This is a genomic window from Methylotuvimicrobium buryatense (genome assembly GCF_005931095.1).
In the GTDB taxonomy this organism is placed as follows: Bacteria; Pseudomonadota; Gammaproteobacteria; order Methylococcales; family Methylomonadaceae; genus Methylotuvimicrobium; species Methylotuvimicrobium buryatense.
In genome coordinates, this window is the sequence record NZ_CP035467.1 from 4,671,529 (window position 1) to 4,692,173 (window position 20,645).

Sequence of the window (20,645 nt, forward strand, 5' to 3'; positions counted from 1 at the left end):
TAATAGTTGAAATTAATACTATGCGAATGCCGAAAAGACTGTAGGTATGTACGCTACGCGTACCATGGCGTCCCCACCAATGTTAATACAAGCCTCAATGGTTTGATCTAGGGAGGGATTCGGTGCTTAAGGAGAAAAAGGTAGAGAAAAAGGGGTCAGGTTGAATTAATTTTTTTCGTCGATGCGCCGTTTTCCGGTCAACGGCAGACGATAATAGGCGAATAGGCGGTAAGCGCATTCCATCAGAGGTAAGAGTCCAGGAAGTGTTTCGACCAAGACAGCCAACCGGCGATAATAGGGCAAACGCTTCCACAGAACCAAGAATGCTCGCGCCCCGGTTTGCAACTGCCTGTTTTCGTCGATGACATGGATACGGTCCATCGCCTGTTTATAACTGATTCCGGCGCTATCGAGAGCTGCCTGGTCGCGGACTATATCAACCCATTCAATCGCGCCGTCTCGATCGAGTCTTTTCATCGCCTTAACTTCGGCTTTGCATAGAGGGCAGTCGCCATCATGGAAACATCTAACTTTCGTTGAGAATTGTGGTGTCGTCATTATTTGTCCCGAAAAATCGCCAAACCTTGCTTCATCTATACCACGACGGCCAATAAATCAAAGCTAATTATACCGAGCGGAAGCTGGATTAATGTTCTCAACGGACGGAAACTAGCTTTAATGATAATTGCTGAGTAAAATACTTGGTTATTAGCGTCCGACTTAAAACTGAATCTGTTTAATCAGGGCCAAACGTTGACCCTGAACAGAGCAGTTGGCATGTGTTGTAGACCGTTCGTGCTGAGCCAAGTCGAAGCATGAAGGGTCTACAACACTTTCACCGGCTTGGTGAAGCCTCAAACCAGCCCTCACCCTTCGACAGGGCTCTCCTGAGCGCAGCCGAAGGGCTCAGGGCGAACGGCAGTTTCTGGCTCTCAACTGCTCTTTTTAGGTTGATAGATTTTTGTCGGTAGACATGGGACTTTTCAATAGTTAAAAACTATTCAGCCCTACTGTATAAGGAAAATATTTATGCGTAATACCTTCCCCGAACAAACTCAAACGCCGTTAGACGAGGAACGTTATCGGTTGTTCCGGCAGTTTTCATCCCTGTTAACGTCGGAACAAAAAGCCTGGGTAGCCGGTTATCTGACCGCGCAATTGTCATCGGCGGTAAGCACCACCGCCCATGAGGCAACAGCCGACGAAATCACCATTCTGGTCGGTTCGCAAACCGGCAACTGCGAAGAGCTGGCCGAACAAGTCCATGACTTAGCCGCCGAACGCGGGCTGCGAACCGTGATCAAGGACATGGGCGATTATAAGGCGCCGCAACTGAAGACTGAAAAGTATTTGCTGGTAATCGTAAGCACCTATGGCGAAGGCGATCCACCCGATAATGCTCGAGATCTCTATGACTTTTTGTTCAGCAAACGGGCGCCGTCATTAAAACACACCCAATTCGCCGTGCTGGCGTTGGGCGATACCAGTTATGAATTTTTCTGCAAAACCGGCGCCGATTTCGATCAACGCCTGGAAGAACTTGGCGCCACCCGGCTGTTCGAGCGGGCCGATTGCGATGTCGATTACGAGACGGCGGCGGAAGACTGGATGACTTCGGTGCTGAACGTATTAAGCCAGCGCACGCTGAGTGTCTCTGAGGAAACGGGCCTGACGCCGGCCACGGCTAATACCGCCGCAATATCTCCGTATTCACGCAAAAATCCATTTCCGGCCGTGCTGTTGGATGACATCGTGTTGAACGGGCGCGGCTCGAACAAGGAAACCCATCACTATGAATTGTCGCTGGAGGGTTCCGGTTTAAGCTATGAACCCGGCGATGCCTTAGGTATCTATCCTAGCAATGCTCCGGAGCTAGTCGAAGAACTGCTCGAAATCCTGCATTTTAACGGGGATGACGCGGTCAGCAGCGACGGAAAAGATCGTTCATTGTATGAAGCCCTACTTTGCGACTATGAAATCACGACCTTGACCCGGCCGATACTGCAGAAATATGCCGCTCTAAACGGCAACCCCAAGTTGGAAGGTCTGTTTGACGAGGCGCATAAGCAAGACCTGGCCGACTATTTATATGGCCGCGAAATCATCGATTTGATCACCGATTTTCCCTGCGACGATTTGAATCCGCAAGATTTCATCGATAGTCTGCGCAAATTGCCGCCGCGTCTCTATTCAATCGCCTCAAGCCTGAAACAACATCCCGATGAAGTGCATTTGACCGTTGCAACGGTCCGCTATCAAAGTCACGGCCGCCGCCGTCATGGCGTCTGCTCGACCTTCCTGGCCGACCGTATCGGTTCGGAAACTACGATACCGGTCTATGTCGATCACAACAAAAATTTCAAACTGCCGAGCGACCCCAGTGCGCCGATCGTCATGATCGGCCCGGGCACCGGTATCGCGCCGTTCCGCGCCTTCGTCGAGGAACGCGAGGCCGTCGGCGCCAACGGCAAGAACTGGCTGTTTTTCGGCGATCAGCATTTCATGACCGACTTTCTCTATCAAAGCGAATGGCTGCGTTATCTAAAAAGCGGCTTGCTAACGCGGATGAACGTCGCCTTTTCCCGCGACCAGGCCGAGAAAGTCTATGTGCAACAGCGCATGCAGGAATACAGCCGCGACTTATATGCCTGGCTGCAGGAAGGTGCTTATCTTTATGTCTGCGGCGACGAAAAACACATGGCTCGCGACGTGCACGAAACCCTGCTGGGTCTGGTCGAACGTGAAGGCGGCATGAACCGCGATGCGGCGGAACACTATGTGAAAACCTTACAGAAAGAAAAACGCTATCAGCGTGATATTTATTAACGAGGATACAAACATGACCAACGTGTCTGAGGAAGAATTGAACAAACGGGTCGAAGTGGAACGCATCAAGGATGCCAGCAATTATCTGCGCGGCAGCCTGGTGGAAAGCCTGAATAACCCGTTGACCGGCGCGCTGACCGATAGCGATACCCAACTATCCAAGTTTCACGGCATTTATCAGCAGGACGACCGCGACCTGCGCGACGAGCGGCGCAAGCAAAAGCTGGAGCCGCATTATCAATTCATGGTTCGGGTCCGAGTCGCCGGAGGCATTTGCACGCCGGCGCAGTGGCTGGAGATGGACCGTATCGCCACCACCTGGTGCAACGACAGCATACGCTTGACCACGCGCCAGGCGCTGCAGTTCCACGGCATCCTTAAACGCGACCTGAAACGCAGTATCGCCGAAATCAACGCCTCGCTGCTCGACACCATCGCCGCCTGCGGCGACGTCAACCGCAATGTCATGTGCAGCCCGGTGCCGGAACAATCCCGGCTGCACGGGGAAGCCTACGAATATGCCCGCCGCATCAACGATCATCTGACTCCGAGAACGACCGCCTACCATGAAATCTGGTTGGACGAAAAGCTGATCGATTCCAGCCGACAAGACGAGGAACCGATCTACGGAAAACATTATTTGCCGCGTAAATTCAAGACCGCAATCGCGGTACCGCCCGCCAACGATGTCGATATCTTCGCCAACGATCTAGGCTTCATTGCAATTGCCGAGAACGACCGCCTGGTCGGTTTCAATGTCACGGTCGGCGGCGGCATGAGCCTGACCCACGGAGAGCCGAACACCTATCCGCGTTTGGCCGACGTGATCGGCTACTGCCCCAAGCATAAGACACTGCAAGTCGCCGAAGAAATCGTCAAGATCCAGCGCGATTTCGGCAATAGAACCAACCGCAAGCATGCGCGTCTGAAATACACCATAGACGACCGCGGCATCGACTGGTTCAAATTCGAATTGAATCGTCGCCTGGGCTGGCAATTGGAAGCGCCGAGAGAATACAGGTTCGAATATTCGGGCGACCGCTACGGTTGGATCAAGGGCATTAACGACACCTGGGATTACACCGTGTTCATCCAGAACGGCCGTATCGCCGACGACGATATGCCCGTCATGACCGGGCTGCGCGAAATCGCCAAGGTCCATGACGGCGACTTTCGGATTTCACCAAACCAAAACCTGATCATCGGCAAGGTCAGCGATCACAATAAGCCGGTAATCGAATCGCTGCTGCGCCAATACGGTTTTATAGAACCGGGACAGCAAAGCGCGTTACGCTTGAATGCGATGGCCTGTGTCGCCTTTCCGACCTGCAGCCTGGCAATGGCCGAAAGCGAACGTTATCTGCCGGCTTTCCTCGACAAACTGGAGCCGCTACTGCAACAGTTTGGCCTGGAGAACGACCCCATTTTACTGCGCATGACCGGCTGCCCAAACGGCTGTGCCCGTCCTTTTCTCGGTGAAATCGGCCTAGTCGGCAAGGCGCCGGGCAAATATAATCTGTATTTAGGCGCCGGGTTCGAAGGTCAACGACTGAATAAGCTGTATCGGGAAAATATCAATGAGGAGCAGATTCTGGCTGAATTAGCACCTTTACTGCAGCATTATGCCGACGACCGCCAAGCCGGCGAACGTTTCGGCGACTTTGTAATCAGAACCGGCTATGTCGAAGCGATGATTGCGGGGCGCGATTTTCAACGTTGAATAAAGCCCCATCAAACTTGGTCACTGTAAAGACCCTTAATACCATTTCGGGAGCCGGAAACACAGCCACCTAGCATGTGTTTTTCAATGAGGCGTGTACATATCGCGCACCAAAACGATTAATGCCTCCTTACTCCGTTGTGGGAGCGATCCCCAGCGCGATTATCGAGGTCGAGAAGTTCGAATAGCCAGTTGAAGGCGTCGAAGTCAAAACGCCAAAGCTTCGATCAACGCCATCGGCTGCCGAGCGTCAATGGCATCGACGATAACAAAAAGGGGTCGGGTTGAATTATTAATTTAACCCGACCCCTTTTTTGCTTCTTTTTGCTTTTTTCAAATTGGCCGATGCGAATTGAGCGACAGAAAGGCGCGGGTCATCAAATATCCGCAAGCCGCTTGATCTGCAATACGTCAACGCTATCCCATACCGCTTCGGTAAATTTCATGTCCATTTGCGGCATGCCGTCTTTGATCCATTGCACAATAATTTTGGCGACATTCGGGTAGGTGATGTGTACTGCATGCGGATTATGCAGCCAATTTTCAATGACGGCGACATCCATGTTGAACATCGTATGGCCATAGCCGAGTTGTTCGAGCGCTGCGGCGTTGGAAATTTGTTCCATTTGCGCGTGCAGTGGTTTGGCGAGAATTTTTTTGCCGAGTTGCAGCGATTCGCTGGCCAGCTCGAAACCGGCATTGCTTATGATGCCGGCGCTGTCGTATAAGTCTTTTTGAAATCCGTCACGCGATAGCGGCTTGCACAGAATATGAGGATATCTTGATTCGACCGGTTGCGGCGCGTAAATATGAAATTCGAAATTTTCGAACGGGCACAAATACTTTATGACTTCGCTTTGATCTTCGAACGGCAAATAGACGATGATTTTATTGTTGACGATCGATTTCGGAAATTCCGGTGTTTCGATGATCGGCGGCAGGATCGGTTGACCGAAATGATGCCAATGCAAGCCGATGCCTTGGTCGGCCGGAGCGAAATATTTCATCACTTGGTCGGCGATCGGATCCGAGCCGGTCTTAGGAATTTTATGGTTGAATGCATACTGATGGCCGATACCGAGTACCGGAACTTTTTGCTTTTTAGCGGCCCAGGCCGTCACAGGCTCGAAGTCGCTGATGACCAAATCGTAACCCTTTAAATCCAGAGTATTGACATCCCGAATGAAACGAATCGGCCGCGCCTGTAGCGCGGTTTTGAGGTAATTGACTTGCCCTTTTTCGGTGTTGAAGGTTAGTCCTTCTTTAAGCTGATAACCGTTGAACACTTCCATGTCGAAATATTTGTCGGCGGAACGGCCGCTGAATTGAAACGTAACCTCAAAACCTTGGGCGTAAAGTTCTTTCGCCATGACTCTGGCCCGAGTAATGTGTCCGTTACCGGTGCCTTGTACTCCATAAAATATCTTCATAGTGATAATAAGTAATCCAAGCTGAAAATTGCCGTGCCGACGCCTATTGCGGCGCCCATCAAGGTATCGGTTGGGAAATGCACTCCCAGTACCACGCGTGAGAAACCGACCGATGCCGCCCATAGATAAAGCGGAATCAATAAGACCGGCATGAAAAAACCAACCAAGGTCGCCATCATGAAGGCTGCGGAAGTGTGTCCGGAGGGAAAACTGAACTGATCCGAAGGGATAATGACGCTACGAAAATTTTCCAATGCCGCTTGCGGACGATTTCGTTTAAAACTATTTTTAAGAATGAAATAAATCGGACGTTCGATAAGAAACGCCAGGGCCATGGCTTTAAACAGCGGCGATTCGGCACCGCTTTCCCAATACAGCCACGCGGCCGCTAACACATAAAGTATGCCGTCGCCGGTTTTCGAAATATAACGGCATAGACGAACCAGATGCGTGTGGATGCTTACGTTATTCAGCCAGGTAAACATGAACACATCGCATTTGTGAATCGAATAAATCAGTTTCATAGTCTTGCCCTCGTTAGGTGCCCGCGCGTCGACCGCGACAACGTAGGGCGGTGAAAATCATCGATTTTCCATTTATGTTCAGCTCCTTAATTCAGGGCAAAGCTTAAGGCTACTCTGTGACAATTAGATGAAGATTTGTTTAAGATTTGATGACGGTGCGCCGAACTGAGATGGCATCAACGAACCTTGCGGCGTAGAGCGCGACCCTTGCGCCAGACGTGTGAGCTATGGCGGTTTTTCTTGAAGAGTCTGATGACGGTGCGCTTGATTTTGTTCGATGCTTTAAGCATGATCGACAAGCCCACGACCATGGTCGGCAGACCAAGCGGAACCGGCAACGGAAAGAGGATAAGTCCGGCGACAAAGACAGTGCCGCCGACCGACATGAGAATGGTTTTTTTGAGCACCGATTATGCCGCTTGCGCAAGCCCGGTGTCTTCGCTGACGGCATCATCGAGCAATACATGGCTATCTTCGAGCCAGCGTACGATACTGAGCGTTCCGTACTCGTCCTCGGTTAGCGCGGTGCAGCTTTCGACCCAATCGCCGCAATTGCAATAAGTTTTACCGAACTCCATCGTAGCAATATCGGCATGATGAATATGGCCGCAAATAATGCCGTCCACTTTGCGTTTTTGCGCCTCGAGGCTCAGAATGTGCTGATAATTAGTCATAAAGCTGACCACGTTTTTAACTTTGTGTTTTAAAAACGCGGATAAAGACCAATATTTGTAGCCCAATCGAGTACGGACGGCATTGAACCAGCGGTTGACCAGTAACAAGACTTCATAGGCTTCGCCGCCGATATAGGCTAGGCTTTTGTTATGACAAACGATGCTGTCGAATTCATCGCCGTGTAAAACCAAAAATTTACGGCCGTCTTCGGTGGTATGGACAGCATTCAGTTGAATATCGATGCCGTTGAAATGCATGCCTGCATGCTTGCGAAATACTTCGTCGTGGTTGCCCGGAATATAGATGACCCGTGTGCCGTTTTGCGCTTTATTGATGATACGCTGTACGATATCGCTGTGCAGCATCGGCCAATAAGCGCCGGTTTTGAATTTCCAAAAATCGATGATGTCGCCGACCAAATACAGATAATCGGATTCGGTATGATCGAGAAAGTCGCGCAAATATTCGGCTTTACAACCCCGGGTGCCTAGATGCGTGTCGGATATCCAAATGGAACGGTAATGTAGTTTCATTGTAATAGATCCCAAAAGCGGTACATGGCGGCTAAACTACCGGGATAATGTTACAACTTGTTAACCGTTCGATGACGTTTCCATGAAAGGCGAAGGTTTTGATAGACCTCCCCGAGCAAAAAACGTCTGCTATTTGGGAGTTTCGAGTTGTGTTTGACGAAAACATGACCATACGAAGTATTTCTGAGATGAAAATACATAATGATAAAAGGGGAAAAACATGGGGCGCTATGATTTGTATCAACGAAGAAAACCGATCGGAATGACCGTTTTCTTGTTAATACTGCTATTAATTATTGCCGGAGGCGTATGGCTATATTGGCGTTCGACGCAGACGATTGAATCTGAGGTAGGTTTAGAAACTTATGAGCTGCCGGTTCCCTCGGTAACAAAACTTGATGAGGCATTGGTGTCCGACGTTTTGTCGGATAACGAATTAAAAACAAATAGCGAACAAGCAGAAACAGAAGAAACGGAGCCTACAGCTGTACCCAGTCTCAAAGAAAGCGACGACTTTATCAACGAAAAATTGACCGCGTTATCGCCTGAACTTGCCTACTGGTTGAGATCGGACGAGCAGATTCGTAAGATTATTCTGATTATCAACGACTTTTCTCAAGGCCAGCGCCTTCATAAGCATATGCGTTGGCTCAGCTTGGATGAACCGTTCATTGCCGAGGAAGACCAACAAGGACTTTATCTTCCGTCCAAAAGTTATCAGCGTTATAACGCGTTCGCCGAAGCAATCGACTCGGTCAACGTCCATGATATTCTGGAGTTTTATCAAAAAGTCAGACCGCTTTGCCAAGAAGTCTTTGCACAATTCGGCTATCCGGACAGTTATCGGTTAGAGGATTTGATCAAAAAAGCAGGCGCCGAAATTTTATCGGCACCGGTCGTAGAAACGCGAATTGCGTTGATTAAACCGTCGGTACTATATCAATTTGCCGATAACGATATGGAAGCGCTCAGTCCCGTTCAAAAACAAATGCTCAGAATGGGGCCGCAAAATACCCGTATCATTCAAAATAAATTACGTTTATTGATCGAGGCCTTGATAAACATGGACGACACGAATTAAAAAATGGTAATTATTCACACCCCCTATCGTTCTCACGCTCCAGCGTGGGAACGAAGACCGAGACGCTCTCGCGTCTCGTACCGCTGGAGCGGTACTCAGGCATTCCCACGCAGAGCGTGGGAACGATAATTGCCGGGGGACTGAATAGCTACAAAAAATGCGGGATTTAACCGATTAGCCTACGATAAACATTTCTTGATAACTAAATCCGATATAAACGATGACCGATTTATTACCTCATTTGCACATAGCCGGATTGGTTGTGCTAATTTTACTGGTTATTTTATGGACATTATTGCCGTTTGCCGTGTTTGGTATCAAGGCTAAGCAAGACCAGCAAACGCGCATTTTGCGATCCGTTTTAAAAGAATTGCGCACGCTTAATGCCGAACAGACGCCAGTTGAAAACGAAATACCCGAACAGGAAATTAGCTACGAAAATAAGCATAACGGTGACTGATTCGGTAAATTCGCGCCGCCTCTGATTTTTGGTATACCTATCGGACTTCAAATTTCGGCATTAGCGTATGGAGCCGCCGGGGTGTTTGGCTTTGACAGTCCCTCACCTTGCCTTAGGTAACCCGTCATTCCGCCATGGACTGGCGGAATCCAGTGCCATGGATGACAGGCTTTTAAGGTACATTAGCTTGAATGCAAGAATTACTTATTTTTATGACGGCTTAACTTAATGGCAATGAGCCTTAGGTGAGGGATCATAGAGCCTACATGGATGTATTCACCCAGCACCTAAATTCCATAGCCTATGGGCTATATTTTAAGAACACCGCAATACATCCAAGGAAAATATGAAACAAGATGTCGTAGACGCAAGAATCTCTCCGGCCGGTCACTTGGCCGTTCTGTCCAAGACCGAAGTCAATAAATTACTCGATACCAGTCAAGGCGGGCTTTACCGCTTACTGCACAATTGCTCGCTAGCGGTGTTGAATTGCGGCAATTATATGGATGACGGCAAGGAACTGCTCGAACGCTACAAATCCTTTGAAATCCGCGTTCTTCAAGAAGAGCGAGGGATCAAACTCGAAGTGAAAGGAGCTCCGGCCACCGCATTCGTCGACGGTCATATGATCAAAGGCATTAAAGAACATTTGTTTGCCGTTTTACGCGATATTATCTATGTCAGCGACGAGATCAACGATAACCCGAAATTCGATCTGCAAAGCTCCGAAGGCGTGACCAATTCGGTTTTTCATATACTGCGCAACGCCAATATCTTGAAAGCCGGCAAGCTACCGCAATTGGTGGTTTGCTGGGGCGGCCATTCGATTTCGCGCGAGGAATACGATTATTCGAAAGTGGTCGGTTATCAAATGGGCTTGCGGGGCCTTGACATTTGCACCGGCTGCGGACCCGGCGCGATGAAAGGGCCGATGAAAGGCGCAACGATCGGTCATGCCAAGCAGCGTATCGGAACCGGGCATTATATCGGTATTACCGAGCCGGGCATCATCGCCGCCGAAGCACCAAATCCGATCGTTAACGATTTGGTGATCATGCCGGATATCGAAAAACGGCTCGAGGCCTTCGTAAGAGCCGGCCACGGTATCGTCGTATTCCCGGGCGGAGTCGGCACGGCCGAGGAAATATTATATTTATTGGGTATTTTGCTGCACCCTGACAACAAGGACATTTCGTTTCCGTTAATCTTTACCGGGCCGGCAGGTTCCGAGGAATATTTCAAGCAAATCAACCGTTTTATAGGCGAGACCTTAGGGCTGGCCGCGCAACAACGTTACAAAATCATCATCGACGATCCGGCCAGGGTCGCGCGAGATATGAAAGAGGGTATGCAGCGGGTACGCGAATTTCGCCAGCAGCGCGAAGACGCCTATTATTTTAACTGGGGCTTAAAAATCAGCCCCGATTTTCAACAACCCTTCAATCCGACCCACGAAAACATGGCCGCCTTAAAATTGCATAAAGATCAGGAAAGCCATCTGTTAGCCGCGAATCTGCGCCGTGTGTTTTCCGGTATTGTCTCAGGCAACGTTAAAGACGACGGAATTAGAGCGATAGAACAGCACGGCCATTTCGAGATTAAAGGCGATGCCGAAATCATGGGGCCGGTAGACGAATTGTTGAGCGCTTTTGTCAAGCAACAACGCATGAAGCTGCCCGGCAAGACTTATAAGCCGTGTTATCGCATCGTTAAATAAACCATCGAAGTTGCCTGATATACCCATCGTAGATCAAAATTCGGTACCGGGGTGTCCGTCAAAGGACGCCGTGAATACGTCCATGTAGGCTCTATGCCAGCTCCATGCTGGCAAAGCCTTTGTGAACGCCATGGATGGCGTGAATGTCGATTTTGCAGGAGCGAAAACCGACCGGACACCCCGGCGCCTCCTCGGGCACTGCCGAAATTTGAAGTATGAAAGGTATACCTTGTCGATGCTTCAGTTTTAGTGACTTGGCTTGGCGCGAACGGTCTACAGCAAATTCTAAGCGCTCTTTTTAGGTTTAGAGAAAAAAACACGAAGTCGAAAAAATAACAATAACAATTGGGAACTCGTTTATGGATACCTTGCCGCCGCTCATTCAGGCACATATGACGGAAATCTATCTGGTTTACGGAATGGCCTTTTTATTCCTGGCCGCGGCGATTTATTTACAACCTAAAGATAATTCGGTTCTGCCTTTTTCGACAATACTGGTTTGGCTGGCTCGCTTCGGAATGTTGCATGGCATTAGGGAGCTTCAATGTGCTTGGGAACTGATTGATGAATCCCTGCAAACAAATTCCTTGGTCGGAAACTTATTAAACCTTGCTTCCTTCTATGCTTTATTTGAATTCTCCCGACGCTTTTGGCTGTTGCTAACATGTAATTCCGAAAACAATCGACGCCGGTTAAAATACATCCGCTTATTTCCTGTTGTTTCCCTGCTAATTGCCGGGATAACGGCGGCGCTATCGCAAAATTACGCCGCTATATTCGACAGCGGCATTCGCTATTTGCTCGGTTTTCCCGGGGCGGCTTCGGCTGGCATTGCGTTTTTGGTTTACGAATACCGCAACCGACCGTATTTGAGTACACTCAAACTTAACTTTGCAATGCTGTTGGCCGGCTATAGTCTGGCTTTTTACAGTCTTTTTACCGGATTGGTCGTTAACGCTCCTTGGTTTGCGACACCAAGCCTTGCCGACGCCCGGATATTTTCAGAAACAACCGGAATTCCTATCGAGGCGTTGCGCACTTTGTGCGCTTTGGCCTTGGCGACGGCAACCGGCATCATGCTGTATCGGGTTAATGTCGAAAAACATCGTAGGGAGTTTCAAGCATCGGCGCAATTGGCCGATTTGAATGCCCGCTTGGAAACTACCATTGCCGCTCGCACTGCACAATTAGAGCGTGCGAATGAAAAATTGCAACAGGAAGTCGAGGAGCGGCGACATATCGAAGAATCGCTTCGGCAAAGCCAAGAAAACTTGAATCGTGCGCAAAGTGTTGCCCATATCGGAAGTTGGTATTTAAATCAGGCCGATAACGGTTTGGAATGGTCGCCCGAGACTTATCGGATATTCGGCGTGCCGCCGGGCATGCCGTTGACTTATGAAGAATTTTTGGAGCGCGTGCACGAGGAAGATCGAGCGTTTGTCGATCGAGCTTGGCAAGCCGCTTTAAAAGGGGCCGAGTACAATATTGAACACCGAGCATTGATCGACGGCAAGGTCAAATGGTTACGCGAACGGGCCGAATTGGAATTCGATCGGCAGCGAAAAATGATTGGCGCAGTCGGTACCGTGCAAGACATTACCGAATTGAAACAAGCCGAATTGGCCCTTCAACAATCCTTCGAAGACTTGAGCCGCGCCGAACAAAAACAAAGGGAGTTACGCATCGTGGCCGAAGCCGAACAAGGCCGGATGGCGGCATTGTTGTCGGCGATGAGCATCGGCATTTTGTTCGAAGACAAGGCCGGCGCCATCGAATACGTTAATCTTGCCTTTCGCCGAATGTGGGCCATAGAAGACGATTTGGATCCGGTCGGCAAATCGACTCAATTCGTATTGGAAAATTCGACGCACCGGTTCGCGCGGCCCGATCATGCCTCCAAATACGTGTTGAAAGTCCTGGATACGCATGAAATCAGCGAACGTTTCGAACTGGATCTCTACGACGGTCGCATTCTGACGCAAGTTTCTTATCCGGTGACCGATACCGAGGGTCGAATTTTAGGCCGTTTGTGGATTTATGAAGACATTACCCACGAGCGGCAAACCGCTCAGCAATTGCTTTATTTAGCCGAACATGATGCGTTAACCGGACTTTACAATCGACACCGTTTTCAAGAACAGCTTGATCACATGATTGCAATGGCGCGCCGCAATCACGATAAATTCGCGTTAATTTATTTCGATTTGGATGAATTTAAATACATTAACGATAACTTCGGCCATAGAGCCGGCGATACCGTGCTGGTTCGGATAGCCGGGGAAATTTCGGTGGTTTTGCGCGAGGTTGAGATATTCGCGCGTTTGGGCGGCGACGAGTTTGCGATATTAAGCTATCTACATCCGCAAAACGACATTACGGTGTTGCCGAATCGGATTAATCAAGCTGTCGCGTCGATCCCGTTCCGGTTTCGGGGCACCAATATTCGTCTGACGACCAGTGTCGGGTTGGCTTTCTTTCCGGAGCACGGAGAAACGGTCGAAGATTTGGTGGCCCATGCCGATACCGCGATGTATCAGGCCAAAGCCAATGGAAAAAACACTTGGGCCGTTTACGATCCCAAGCGCGACAACTCCGGCGCGGCAATGGAAAGAATGTCTTGGCGTCAACGCATCGAACAGGCTTTACGGCAAGATTTGTTGGAATTGCATTTTCAAGGCATCTATCGAGTCGATAACGGTCAACTCTGTCATTTCGAAGTGCTGGTTCGCATGCGCGATCCGCAACATCCCGAGCAATTAGTCATGCCCGGCCAATTTATCCCAATCGCCGAAAATAGCGGGCAAATACTGGAAATCGACCGCTGGGTTTTACGGAGCAGTATTGCCTTATTAAGCGAAAATTCCATTTTACCGTCCTTGGCGGTCAATATTTCCGGACGTTCGTTCGACGACCCCGAATTGCCGCAATTTATCCGCGCTTGCTTGGAAGAAAACCGAGTCGATGCGAACCGCTTGATCATCGAGTTAACCGAAACCGCTGCGGTTTCGGATATCCGCGATGCACAGCGCTTTATCGAGGGCATTCGCCAAGCGGGGTGCACGGTTTGCCTGGACGATTTCGGCAGCGGCTTTTCCACTTTTGCTTACTTAAAATATCTCGAAGTCGATATTTTAAAAATCGACGGCATGTTCATTCGTGATTTGCCGAATAACCGAGAGAATCAAATATTTGTCAAAGCAATGGTCGGTATCGCAAAAGGTATGCACAAAACGGTCTTAGCCGAATTTGTCGAGGACGCGGCAACTCTGCAGATGCTCAAGGAACTCGGCATCGATTTGGCCCAAGGCTATCATTTAGGCCGGCCCAGCGCCGATTACGGAAAATTCATCGAAAATCGTGAGGCTTGACGGTGGTTTGACCGGCTTAGTTTCGAATCTTCTTGCTTTCCAAGTATAAGTATCTACACAAGCCGCCCATGGTACGCGCAGCGTACCCTACCCCTCTAGGCGCCAACTTAAGGAAAAACGCGTCATTCCGCCAGGGATTGGCGGAATCCAGGGCCAGGGATGGCAGGCTTTTGAAGCACATTCGAGCCTGAATGCGGTAAATGCCAGCATTACTTCAGTAATTCCCAGTTTGAGCATTTTCGCCGATCTTAGGATGTGGGGTATGCCTGTCGAGGAACGCCGTAAACCCATCCATGGGGGCTTGGCGGCAGCTCGAACGCCAAGGATGGCGCGAATGCAGATTTTGCATGGAGCAAAAATCTGCCCTGCTGCCGACATCCTCGCCAAGCACACCCCTCACCCTTTTTGATCCCCAAAATGGGAATTGCTCGCATTTCTTATTCTTTGACGGCTTAACTTAATGGTAGTGACCCCTACGGCTAATGAATAGATCGTCAAGCTTTTCGCAGGCTGATTTCGGGTTTTTAAGAATGATCAGTCTGTAATCTTGATCAACCAGCCGCCCGTTCCTTTGCAGCGGTTGCGGCCGTCGGCGCTGATGGCGATGCGGGCATAAGTGCCGGTCAAGCCTTCGGGTAGGTTCCCGGAAACTTGATAAGTACCGCCTTTATCGGTGATGGCGACTTCGGCCGGTTGGTTTTTAACAGTTACTTTAATACTGTTCGGGTCGCTAACGCCGGATGCGCTAAACGAAAAGGCCGATTGCGCGGGAACTTCCGATTTTTCGGCCGGATTGAAGTCGCTGAAGCGCGGCTTATCGCAAGATTTGGTGCTACTGCTGCTGCTACCGTAAGCCCAACAGTTGGTCGCAGCCGTCATTAAGACAAGTGTTCCGAGCAGTGCTAGTGATTTCATGATTCCGCCTCGTGTTGTTATTGTAGTTGTGCTTGGGTCGATTAGGACTTGAACAATTTGCCGAATAGGCCGGTTTCGTTACTTAACTGTTCTATGCGCTGTTTTGCGGCGATTCCGAATGACGAATCCGGTTCTTGTTCGATCAATTGTTCGAGTACCGCCTGACTTTTTTTATCCAACAATTCGATCGCTCGCAATCGAACCGACGGGTAATGGGCTCTTAATGCGGCCAGCTCCCTGAGATAAGCATTGCTTTCGTTTAGTAGTTTGAGTAGGACTTTTTCGGGATCATCGGTGAATAAATCGCGAACTAGATTACCGTAATGTTGTTGTTCGCGGACTAACTCCCGTGGATCGACTTTAGAGATCTCGGTAGGGTCGTCGCAGCAGCTCATAACATGTCCTCCGCTTAATGGTTGGAGTATTCGATTCTACACCCCCCTTACTCAAAAGCAATCGCCATACTCCATGACCAACAAACGGCAATCGAAAAAACTATTCGGATAATAAGCGCTGATGACGAAGCGCAAAAAACAGTCGAATAAAAAATACAGTGTCATGGTTTTCGCCAAGGTGTTGGCGAACCGGTAGCGGGTATATTTCGCGCAGCGCCAGACCGATACGATCCACCAAATCACCGGGATAAAGAGCATGCCATGTACCGTTTTCCAACTCGCAATCGTAAACGTGACGTTCATGATCCGGTAATCGATATAAAGAAAAACGCCGTTCACGAAAATAAAAAACGGCCAAAATGCCTTCCATAACGGCGCCTGTCCCAACCAGATGTTTAATAAAGCTTGGTAAGGCGTGGCCGCCGCCGGCCATGCCCTATCATAAAGCGCCTCTCGCGTGGAAACATGAACGAGTAACAAAAGCGCGACCAAAATGAGGATGGTTTCGATCGGACTAATGAAGTCGGTAAAGGTAAATAGAGTCGGCAAGCTATTGATGAACATGAGTCGCTTCCTATTTAATGATTCTGATACGAATTATTCCGCTTCGAATGGCTGCTCGATAATACCTTGTTCGGCAAGCTTTTGCGCCTCGCGCGCTTGTTCCTTTCGTTGTTCGGAATAGAGAGTTCCTATCACTAAAAAAATCATTAACACGATATAAATGATTGCCGTTAGGCGTCTTACTTTTTTAGCTTGTTCGGTTTCGTTCATTGTTTAATCGTTCCAAAGTTCGTATTTAATAGGCTCAATGTTTTATAGGCCAATGATGCAAATATTTTATACAGAGCCCAAAAAGGCTATAGTAATCCTCAAAAGCATTAGTTTATACAAATTCGGCACCAAGGTGTCCGTCAAAGGACGCCGTGAATACATCCCTGTAGGCTCTATGCCAGCTCCATGCTGGCAAAGCCTTTGCCGCACACCCTGGCGCCTCCTCAGGCACTGCCGAAATTTGAAGTGCGAAAGGTATAACCGATAGCCTTAGTTTACGGTCTCCGCTTGTTATACTCCCGCCGATAAATAATTTTCCCAAGAGCTTGCCGCCAAAACCGAAAAAAATCAAACCAAGTCATGTTCATTCTGCACAGTTCCAATAAAACCGAAAACCTGCTCGAACATTTGGCAGCAGTCATCGAAACCCGGCCGCTAAGTTCGCCGTTTGCCAAAGAAGTGTTTCTGATCCAAAGCCAGGGTATGGAACGTTGGTTGTCACAGCAATTGGCAAGCCTGCTCGGCGTATGGGGGAATTATGAGTTTTTATTTCCGGGACGGTTTTTCAGTACCTTGGCACAACGAATCGACAGTCGATTAAATGACGAAGCCTTCGATCGCCATGTGCTGCATTGGCGCTTCGAAGCACTGCTTCGCGAACTCGACAACGAAATATTTGCGCCGCTGAATAATTATTTGGTCGGCGAAACCGCGGCCTTAAAACGTTATCAGCTAGCGTTACAATTGGCCTTGATTTTCGACCAATATCAAATCATGCGTCCGGATATGCTGGCTGCCTGGCAGCAAGGCGAAACGCTTTACGACACGGAAACCGAACGCTGGCAACGCGCGTTATGGCAACGGATTGCCGAAAATTCAGGCACGAGGCATCGGGGTAGTTTATGGCTGGAAGTAATCGAGCGTTTTAATTCAGCGCCGCCTGGACAATTTTCCGCCGTTTTGCCTGAGCGAATTTCGATCTTCGGCGTCAATACCATGCCGCCCCTGTTTCTCGGTTTTTTACAGGGATTGGCGAATCATGCGCAAGTGCACTTGTATTTGCTCAACCCCGCCCAAGCTTTTTGGGCGGATTTAGCGACTAAGCGTCAGCGTATCGATCAAGAGGATGCCGGCGGGCATCCGCTGTTGGCGGCATTGGGTCAACAAGGCCGCGAATTTCAAGAGATGTTGTTGGAGCAGGTTCAGTTCGAATTGGAGCTGGACAGTTTCGAACAAGACGAGCCGAGCACGGTACTGCGGCAGTTGCAAAACGATATTCTCAATAACGACAGCGAATCGACGCCTTTAACCCGCGACGGGTCGATCGCTATTCATGCGTGCCATTCCCGTATGCGCGAAGTCGAAGTCTTGAAAAACCAATTGTTGGCCGCACTGGAACATGACCCCGAGTTGGAACTACGCGATATCGTCGTGATGGCGCCGGATATCGAATTATACGAACCGTTTATTTCCGCGGTATTCGACGATATTCAGCATGCGGTGGCCGACCGCAGTCTGCGCTTGAGTAATCATGCCTTGGATGCTTTTATTGTTTTTTTGAAGCTGAGCCAAAGTCGGTTCGGTTGGCGCTCGGTCCTGGATTTGCTCGAAAAACCGTCGGTTTATCCGGGCTTCGGCTTGTCCGAAACCGATTTGGAATTGATCAAACATTGGGTTCGGGATACGCAAGTGCGTTGGGGAAAATCGGCCGAACATAAACGCGAATTGGGCCTACCCGAGCTCGATGAGAATACCTGGCAAGCCGCATTGGATCGCTTGTTGATGGGTTATGCGGTCGGCACCGACGACGATTTTGTCGACGGCGTCTTGCCTTATATCGATATCGAAGGTTCTTCGGCGTTGGCGCTTGGCGGCTTGAACGATTTTATGCAATTGTTGTTTAGAGCCGGCAATGATTTAAGCACGGCCAAATCGCTCAAGGCATGGGGCGAAAAGCTTTATTATTATGCCGATCAATTATTGCCCGAAGCCGATGCCGTCGAGCGCCAACAACTCAACGAATTATTGGCGGAATTAACCGAAAGATTGCCCGAAATTCACAACGCGCCGATCGAGTGGCAAGTCGTCTGCGCCTGGCTTGAAGGCCGATTGGAAGAACACAAATCGTCAAACGGCTTTTTACGCGGTCAACTCACGTTTTGTTCGATGCTGCCGATGCGCTCGATTCCGTTTAAAGTGATCGCCTTGCTCGGCATGAACGACGGCGAGTTTCCGAAAGTCGACCGCAATCCGACCTTCGATTTGCTTGCCGCCCATTTCCGCAAGGGCGACCGTTCGCGCCGCGCCGACGACCGTTATCAGTTTCTGGAGATCCTGCTGTCGGCACGGCAACAATTGATTATGACTTATATCGGTCGGTCGATTAGCCATAACGAAACGATACCGCCTTCGGTCGTAATCAGCGAACTGCTCGCCGTGCTTCGCGATCATTACGGCCTGGACAATGGCCTGACCTATCATCCGCTACAGGCTTTCAGCCCGCGTTATTTCGAGCCGGAATCGGCTTTGTTCAGTTATTCCGAGGCCGATTGCCAGGCAGCAGCGGCGTTGGTTAAGCCCAAACCGGAGCCGGCACCTTGGTGGCAAGGCAGTTTAGAGGACGAAACCGGCCAAACAATCATTGAAATAGGCGAATTGTTCGCATTTTACCGACATCCGCAAAAATATTTCATGCAACGCCGACTCGATGTCCGTTTCAACGGCATTGCAGCGGATGCCGAGGAGCGCGAACCCTTCGCGATCGGTCAATTGGACGGTTATGCGATTTATCACGAATGGATCGATGGGGTACTGCACGACAAACCGTTGACTGCACAAAAACTGAAGGCACAGGGGCGATGGCTATCGGGCGTGGCCGGCGATCTCGAGTTTGCCCGGCAGCAACAAAACATCGATGCCTTTGCCGAAGCAATCAAGGCCAAGGCGCTCGGCAAACCGCTCGAGGATTTATCGGTCGACCTAGCGGTCGGAAGTTATCGGTTGGCCGGTAAACTCGGCAATCGTTATGAGCGCGGCAGTCTGTTTTATCGTTACGCCGATTTGAAAGGCAAGGATTTTATGCTTGCCTGGTTGCATCATCTGATGATCAATCAAATCGAACCTCAACAGACTTGCTTGATCGCTCTCGACCAGGATATAACGTTCGAGCCGGACTATTGTGCGTTAGGCGAATTGGAAGCTTGGATTGAAATCTATCGGCAAGGATTGCACAGACCCGATTCGTTTTTCGTCGAGCCGGCTTTCGCTTATGTTAAACAAGCGCATAAATTGTCGCAAAGCAGCCGCGCGGCGAAGCCGGCCTTGGATTCGGCAATCGACCAGCTAACCCGTGCGATCGAACAAGCTTACGAACCTGAGCTTAGAAAATTGTTTCTCGAAGACTACAATCCGGTGGAATTGTTGAACGAGGTATTTGAAGACCATTGCCGAAACCTGTTGTTACCGGTATGGGGACTGATTGATCAGTCGGCAGAAAATTAAAACGTGCGCTGAAAACTACTATACCCGGTGATACGAATATACTCGCTCTCGAACATCTCATCTAAAGCGAATACCGAAAATTCCTTTGTAATCGGTATAATGTCCTTAAAAAACCGCTCTCGCGGCAACTGACCAAATACTACCCATGCAGGAATTAAACACGTTTAAATTGATCGACAGGATCAGCACGCTGGTGCGCTCTGAAGAGCGGAAAAAGTACACCGCGCTTGGTTTGCAACCGATACAGGGTCAAATTCTCGATTATTTGGCGCAATGCAATAGCATGAGCGACACGCCCGCCGCTGTCGCCGAATATTTCGGTCTAACCAAAGGTACGGTTTCGCAATCGTTACAAGTGCTGGAGCGAAAAGGTTATATCGAGAAAAACCCGAATGAGCAGGACCGGCGTATCTTGCATTTGCGGCTGTCGGCAGCCGGGGAGTCTGTTCTAAAGGAAATACAAGCTTGCGACATTTATCCTGCTACCGAGCAAGCGATTCCTAAGGAACAATTTGATGCGCTAAACCAAGCATTGCTGTCGACACTGCTCGCATTGCAAAAAGCCAACAATTTAAAAAGTTTCGGCGTCTGTTACTCGTGCTATTATTTTTTAGAGCTCGACCAACATTATCACTGCGATTTAACGCAACAGCCGCTTAATCAACATGCTGCCGTTAAAATATGCCGTGAACATGTATTGTTTGAGGGGAGTGGTAAATAGTGAAT

At 49.5% G+C, this 20,645-nt stretch carries 17 protein-coding genes; 8 read left to right on the top strand and 9 right to left on the bottom strand.

The window, feature by feature from the left end:
- Nucleotides 1-165 precede the first annotated feature (165 nt).
- Entirely contained in the window at nt 166-558 is a 393-nt protein-coding gene (locus EQU24_RS20745; protein ID WP_051056250.1) for a thiol-disulfide oxidoreductase DCC family protein, read from the bottom strand.
- Nucleotides 559-1,029: 471 nt separating this feature from the next.
- Here EQU24_RS20745 and EQU24_RS20750 point away from each other — a divergent pair, with 471 nt between their 5' ends.
- Both EQU24_RS20750 and cysI read left to right on the top strand, forming a co-directional pair.
- Nucleotides 1,030-2,826 carry an assimilatory sulfite reductase (NADPH) flavoprotein subunit gene (locus EQU24_RS20750; RefSeq protein ID WP_017841725.1) on the top strand — a complete coding sequence of 599 codons (1,797 nt, stop codon included), beginning with the start codon at nt 1,030-1,032 and terminating at the stop codon, nt 2,824-2,826.
- Nucleotides 2,827-2,839: 13 nt separating this feature from the next.
- Entirely contained in the window at nt 2,840-4,546 is a 1,707-nt protein-coding gene (gene cysI / locus EQU24_RS20755) for an assimilatory sulfite reductase (NADPH) hemoprotein subunit (RefSeq protein WP_017841724.1), read from the top strand.
- A gap of 377 nt (nt 4,547-4,923) precedes the next feature.
- Here the strand turns inward: cysI and EQU24_RS20760 are convergent, their stop codons facing one another.
- The 4 genes from EQU24_RS20760 to EQU24_RS20775 form a co-directional block, all read right to left on the bottom strand.
- Nucleotides 4,924-5,976, bottom strand: a complete 1,053-nt coding sequence (locus EQU24_RS20760) for an MJ1255/VC2487 family glycosyltransferase (protein ID WP_017841723.1) — start codon at nt 5,974-5,976, stop codon at nt 4,924-4,926.
- Complete coding sequence (locus tag EQU24_RS20765) at nt 5,973-6,500, bottom strand: phosphatase PAP2 family protein (RefSeq protein ID WP_017841722.1); 528 nt, start codon at nt 6,498-6,500, stop codon at nt 5,973-5,975. Before EQU24_RS20765 ends, EQU24_RS20760 begins: the two co-directional genes overlap by 4 nt.
- 176 nt (nt 6,501-6,676) lie before the next feature.
- Entirely contained in the window at nt 6,677-6,907 is a 231-nt protein-coding gene (locus EQU24_RS20770; RefSeq protein ID WP_017841721.1) for a hypothetical protein, read from the bottom strand.
- Nucleotides 6,908-6,910: 3 nt separating this feature from the next.
- Entirely contained in the window at nt 6,911-7,708 is a 798-nt protein-coding gene (locus EQU24_RS20775; protein WP_017841720.1) for a UDP-2,3-diacylglucosamine diphosphatase, read from the bottom strand.
- Nucleotides 7,709-7,928: 220 nt separating this feature from the next.
- Between EQU24_RS20775 and EQU24_RS20780 the strand changes: the two genes are divergently transcribed.
- From EQU24_RS20780 to EQU24_RS20795, 4 genes are all read left to right on the top strand, one after another.
- Nucleotides 7,929-8,789, top strand: a complete 861-nt coding sequence (locus EQU24_RS20780; protein WP_017841719.1) for a DUF3014 domain-containing protein — start codon at nt 7,929-7,931, stop codon at nt 8,787-8,789.
- 220 nt (nt 8,790-9,009) lie between these two features.
- Nucleotides 9,010-9,249, top strand: coding sequence for a hypothetical protein (locus tag EQU24_RS20785; protein ID WP_017841718.1), 240 nt, complete (start codon nt 9,010-9,012; stop codon nt 9,247-9,249).
- Nucleotides 9,250-9,595: 346 nt separating this feature from the next.
- Entirely contained in the window at nt 9,596-10,966 is a 1,371-nt protein-coding gene (gene ppnN, locus EQU24_RS20790; protein ID WP_017841717.1) for a nucleotide 5'-monophosphate nucleosidase PpnN, read from the top strand.
- 359 nt (nt 10,967-11,325) lie between these two features.
- Nucleotides 11,326-14,334, top strand: coding sequence for a sensor domain-containing protein (locus EQU24_RS20795; RefSeq protein WP_017841716.1), 3,009 nt, complete (start codon nt 11,326-11,328; stop codon nt 14,332-14,334).
- Between the two features lie 534 nt (nt 14,335-14,868).
- Here the strand turns inward: EQU24_RS20795 and EQU24_RS20805 are convergent.
- The 4 genes from EQU24_RS20805 to EQU24_RS22640 are packed head-to-tail and all read right to left on the bottom strand — an operon-like array spanning nt 14,869 to nt 16,418.
- Nucleotides 14,869-15,249 (bottom strand): hypothetical protein, encoded by a 381-nt coding sequence (locus tag EQU24_RS20805; RefSeq protein WP_017841715.1) that lies wholly within the window; start codon nt 15,247-15,249, stop codon nt 14,869-14,871.
- A 41-nt stretch (nt 15,250-15,290) separates the two neighbouring features.
- Nucleotides 15,291-15,644: a hypothetical protein gene (locus tag EQU24_RS20810; protein WP_017841714.1), complete on the bottom strand. Its 354-nt coding sequence runs from the start codon at nt 15,642-15,644 to the stop codon at nt 15,291-15,293.
- A 51-nt stretch (nt 15,645-15,695) separates the two neighbouring features.
- Entirely contained in the window at nt 15,696-16,208 is a 513-nt protein-coding gene (locus EQU24_RS20815) for a hypothetical protein (RefSeq protein WP_017841713.1), read from the bottom strand.
- A gap of 33 nt (nt 16,209-16,241) precedes the next feature.
- Nucleotides 16,242-16,418 carry a hypothetical protein gene (locus EQU24_RS22640; RefSeq protein WP_017841712.1) on the bottom strand — a complete coding sequence of 59 codons (177 nt, stop codon included), beginning with the start codon at nt 16,416-16,418 and terminating at the stop codon, nt 16,242-16,244.
- Nucleotides 16,419-16,778: 360 nt separating this feature from the next.
- On the opposite strand from EQU24_RS22640, the gene recC reads away from it, so the two are divergent.
- Both recC and EQU24_RS20830 read left to right on the top strand, forming a co-directional pair.
- Nucleotides 16,779-19,919 (top strand): exodeoxyribonuclease V subunit gamma, encoded by a 3,141-nt coding sequence (gene recC / locus EQU24_RS20825; RefSeq protein WP_017841711.1) that lies wholly within the window; start codon nt 16,779-16,781, stop codon nt 19,917-19,919.
- A gap of 145 nt (nt 19,920-20,064) precedes the next feature.
- The gene (locus EQU24_RS20830; protein WP_017841710.1) at nt 20,065-20,640 is read left to right on the top strand and encodes a MarR family winged helix-turn-helix transcriptional regulator; all 576 of its coding nucleotides are present in this window, start codon (nt 20,065-20,067) and stop codon (nt 20,638-20,640) included.
- Nucleotides 20,641-20,645 lie beyond the last annotated feature (5 nt).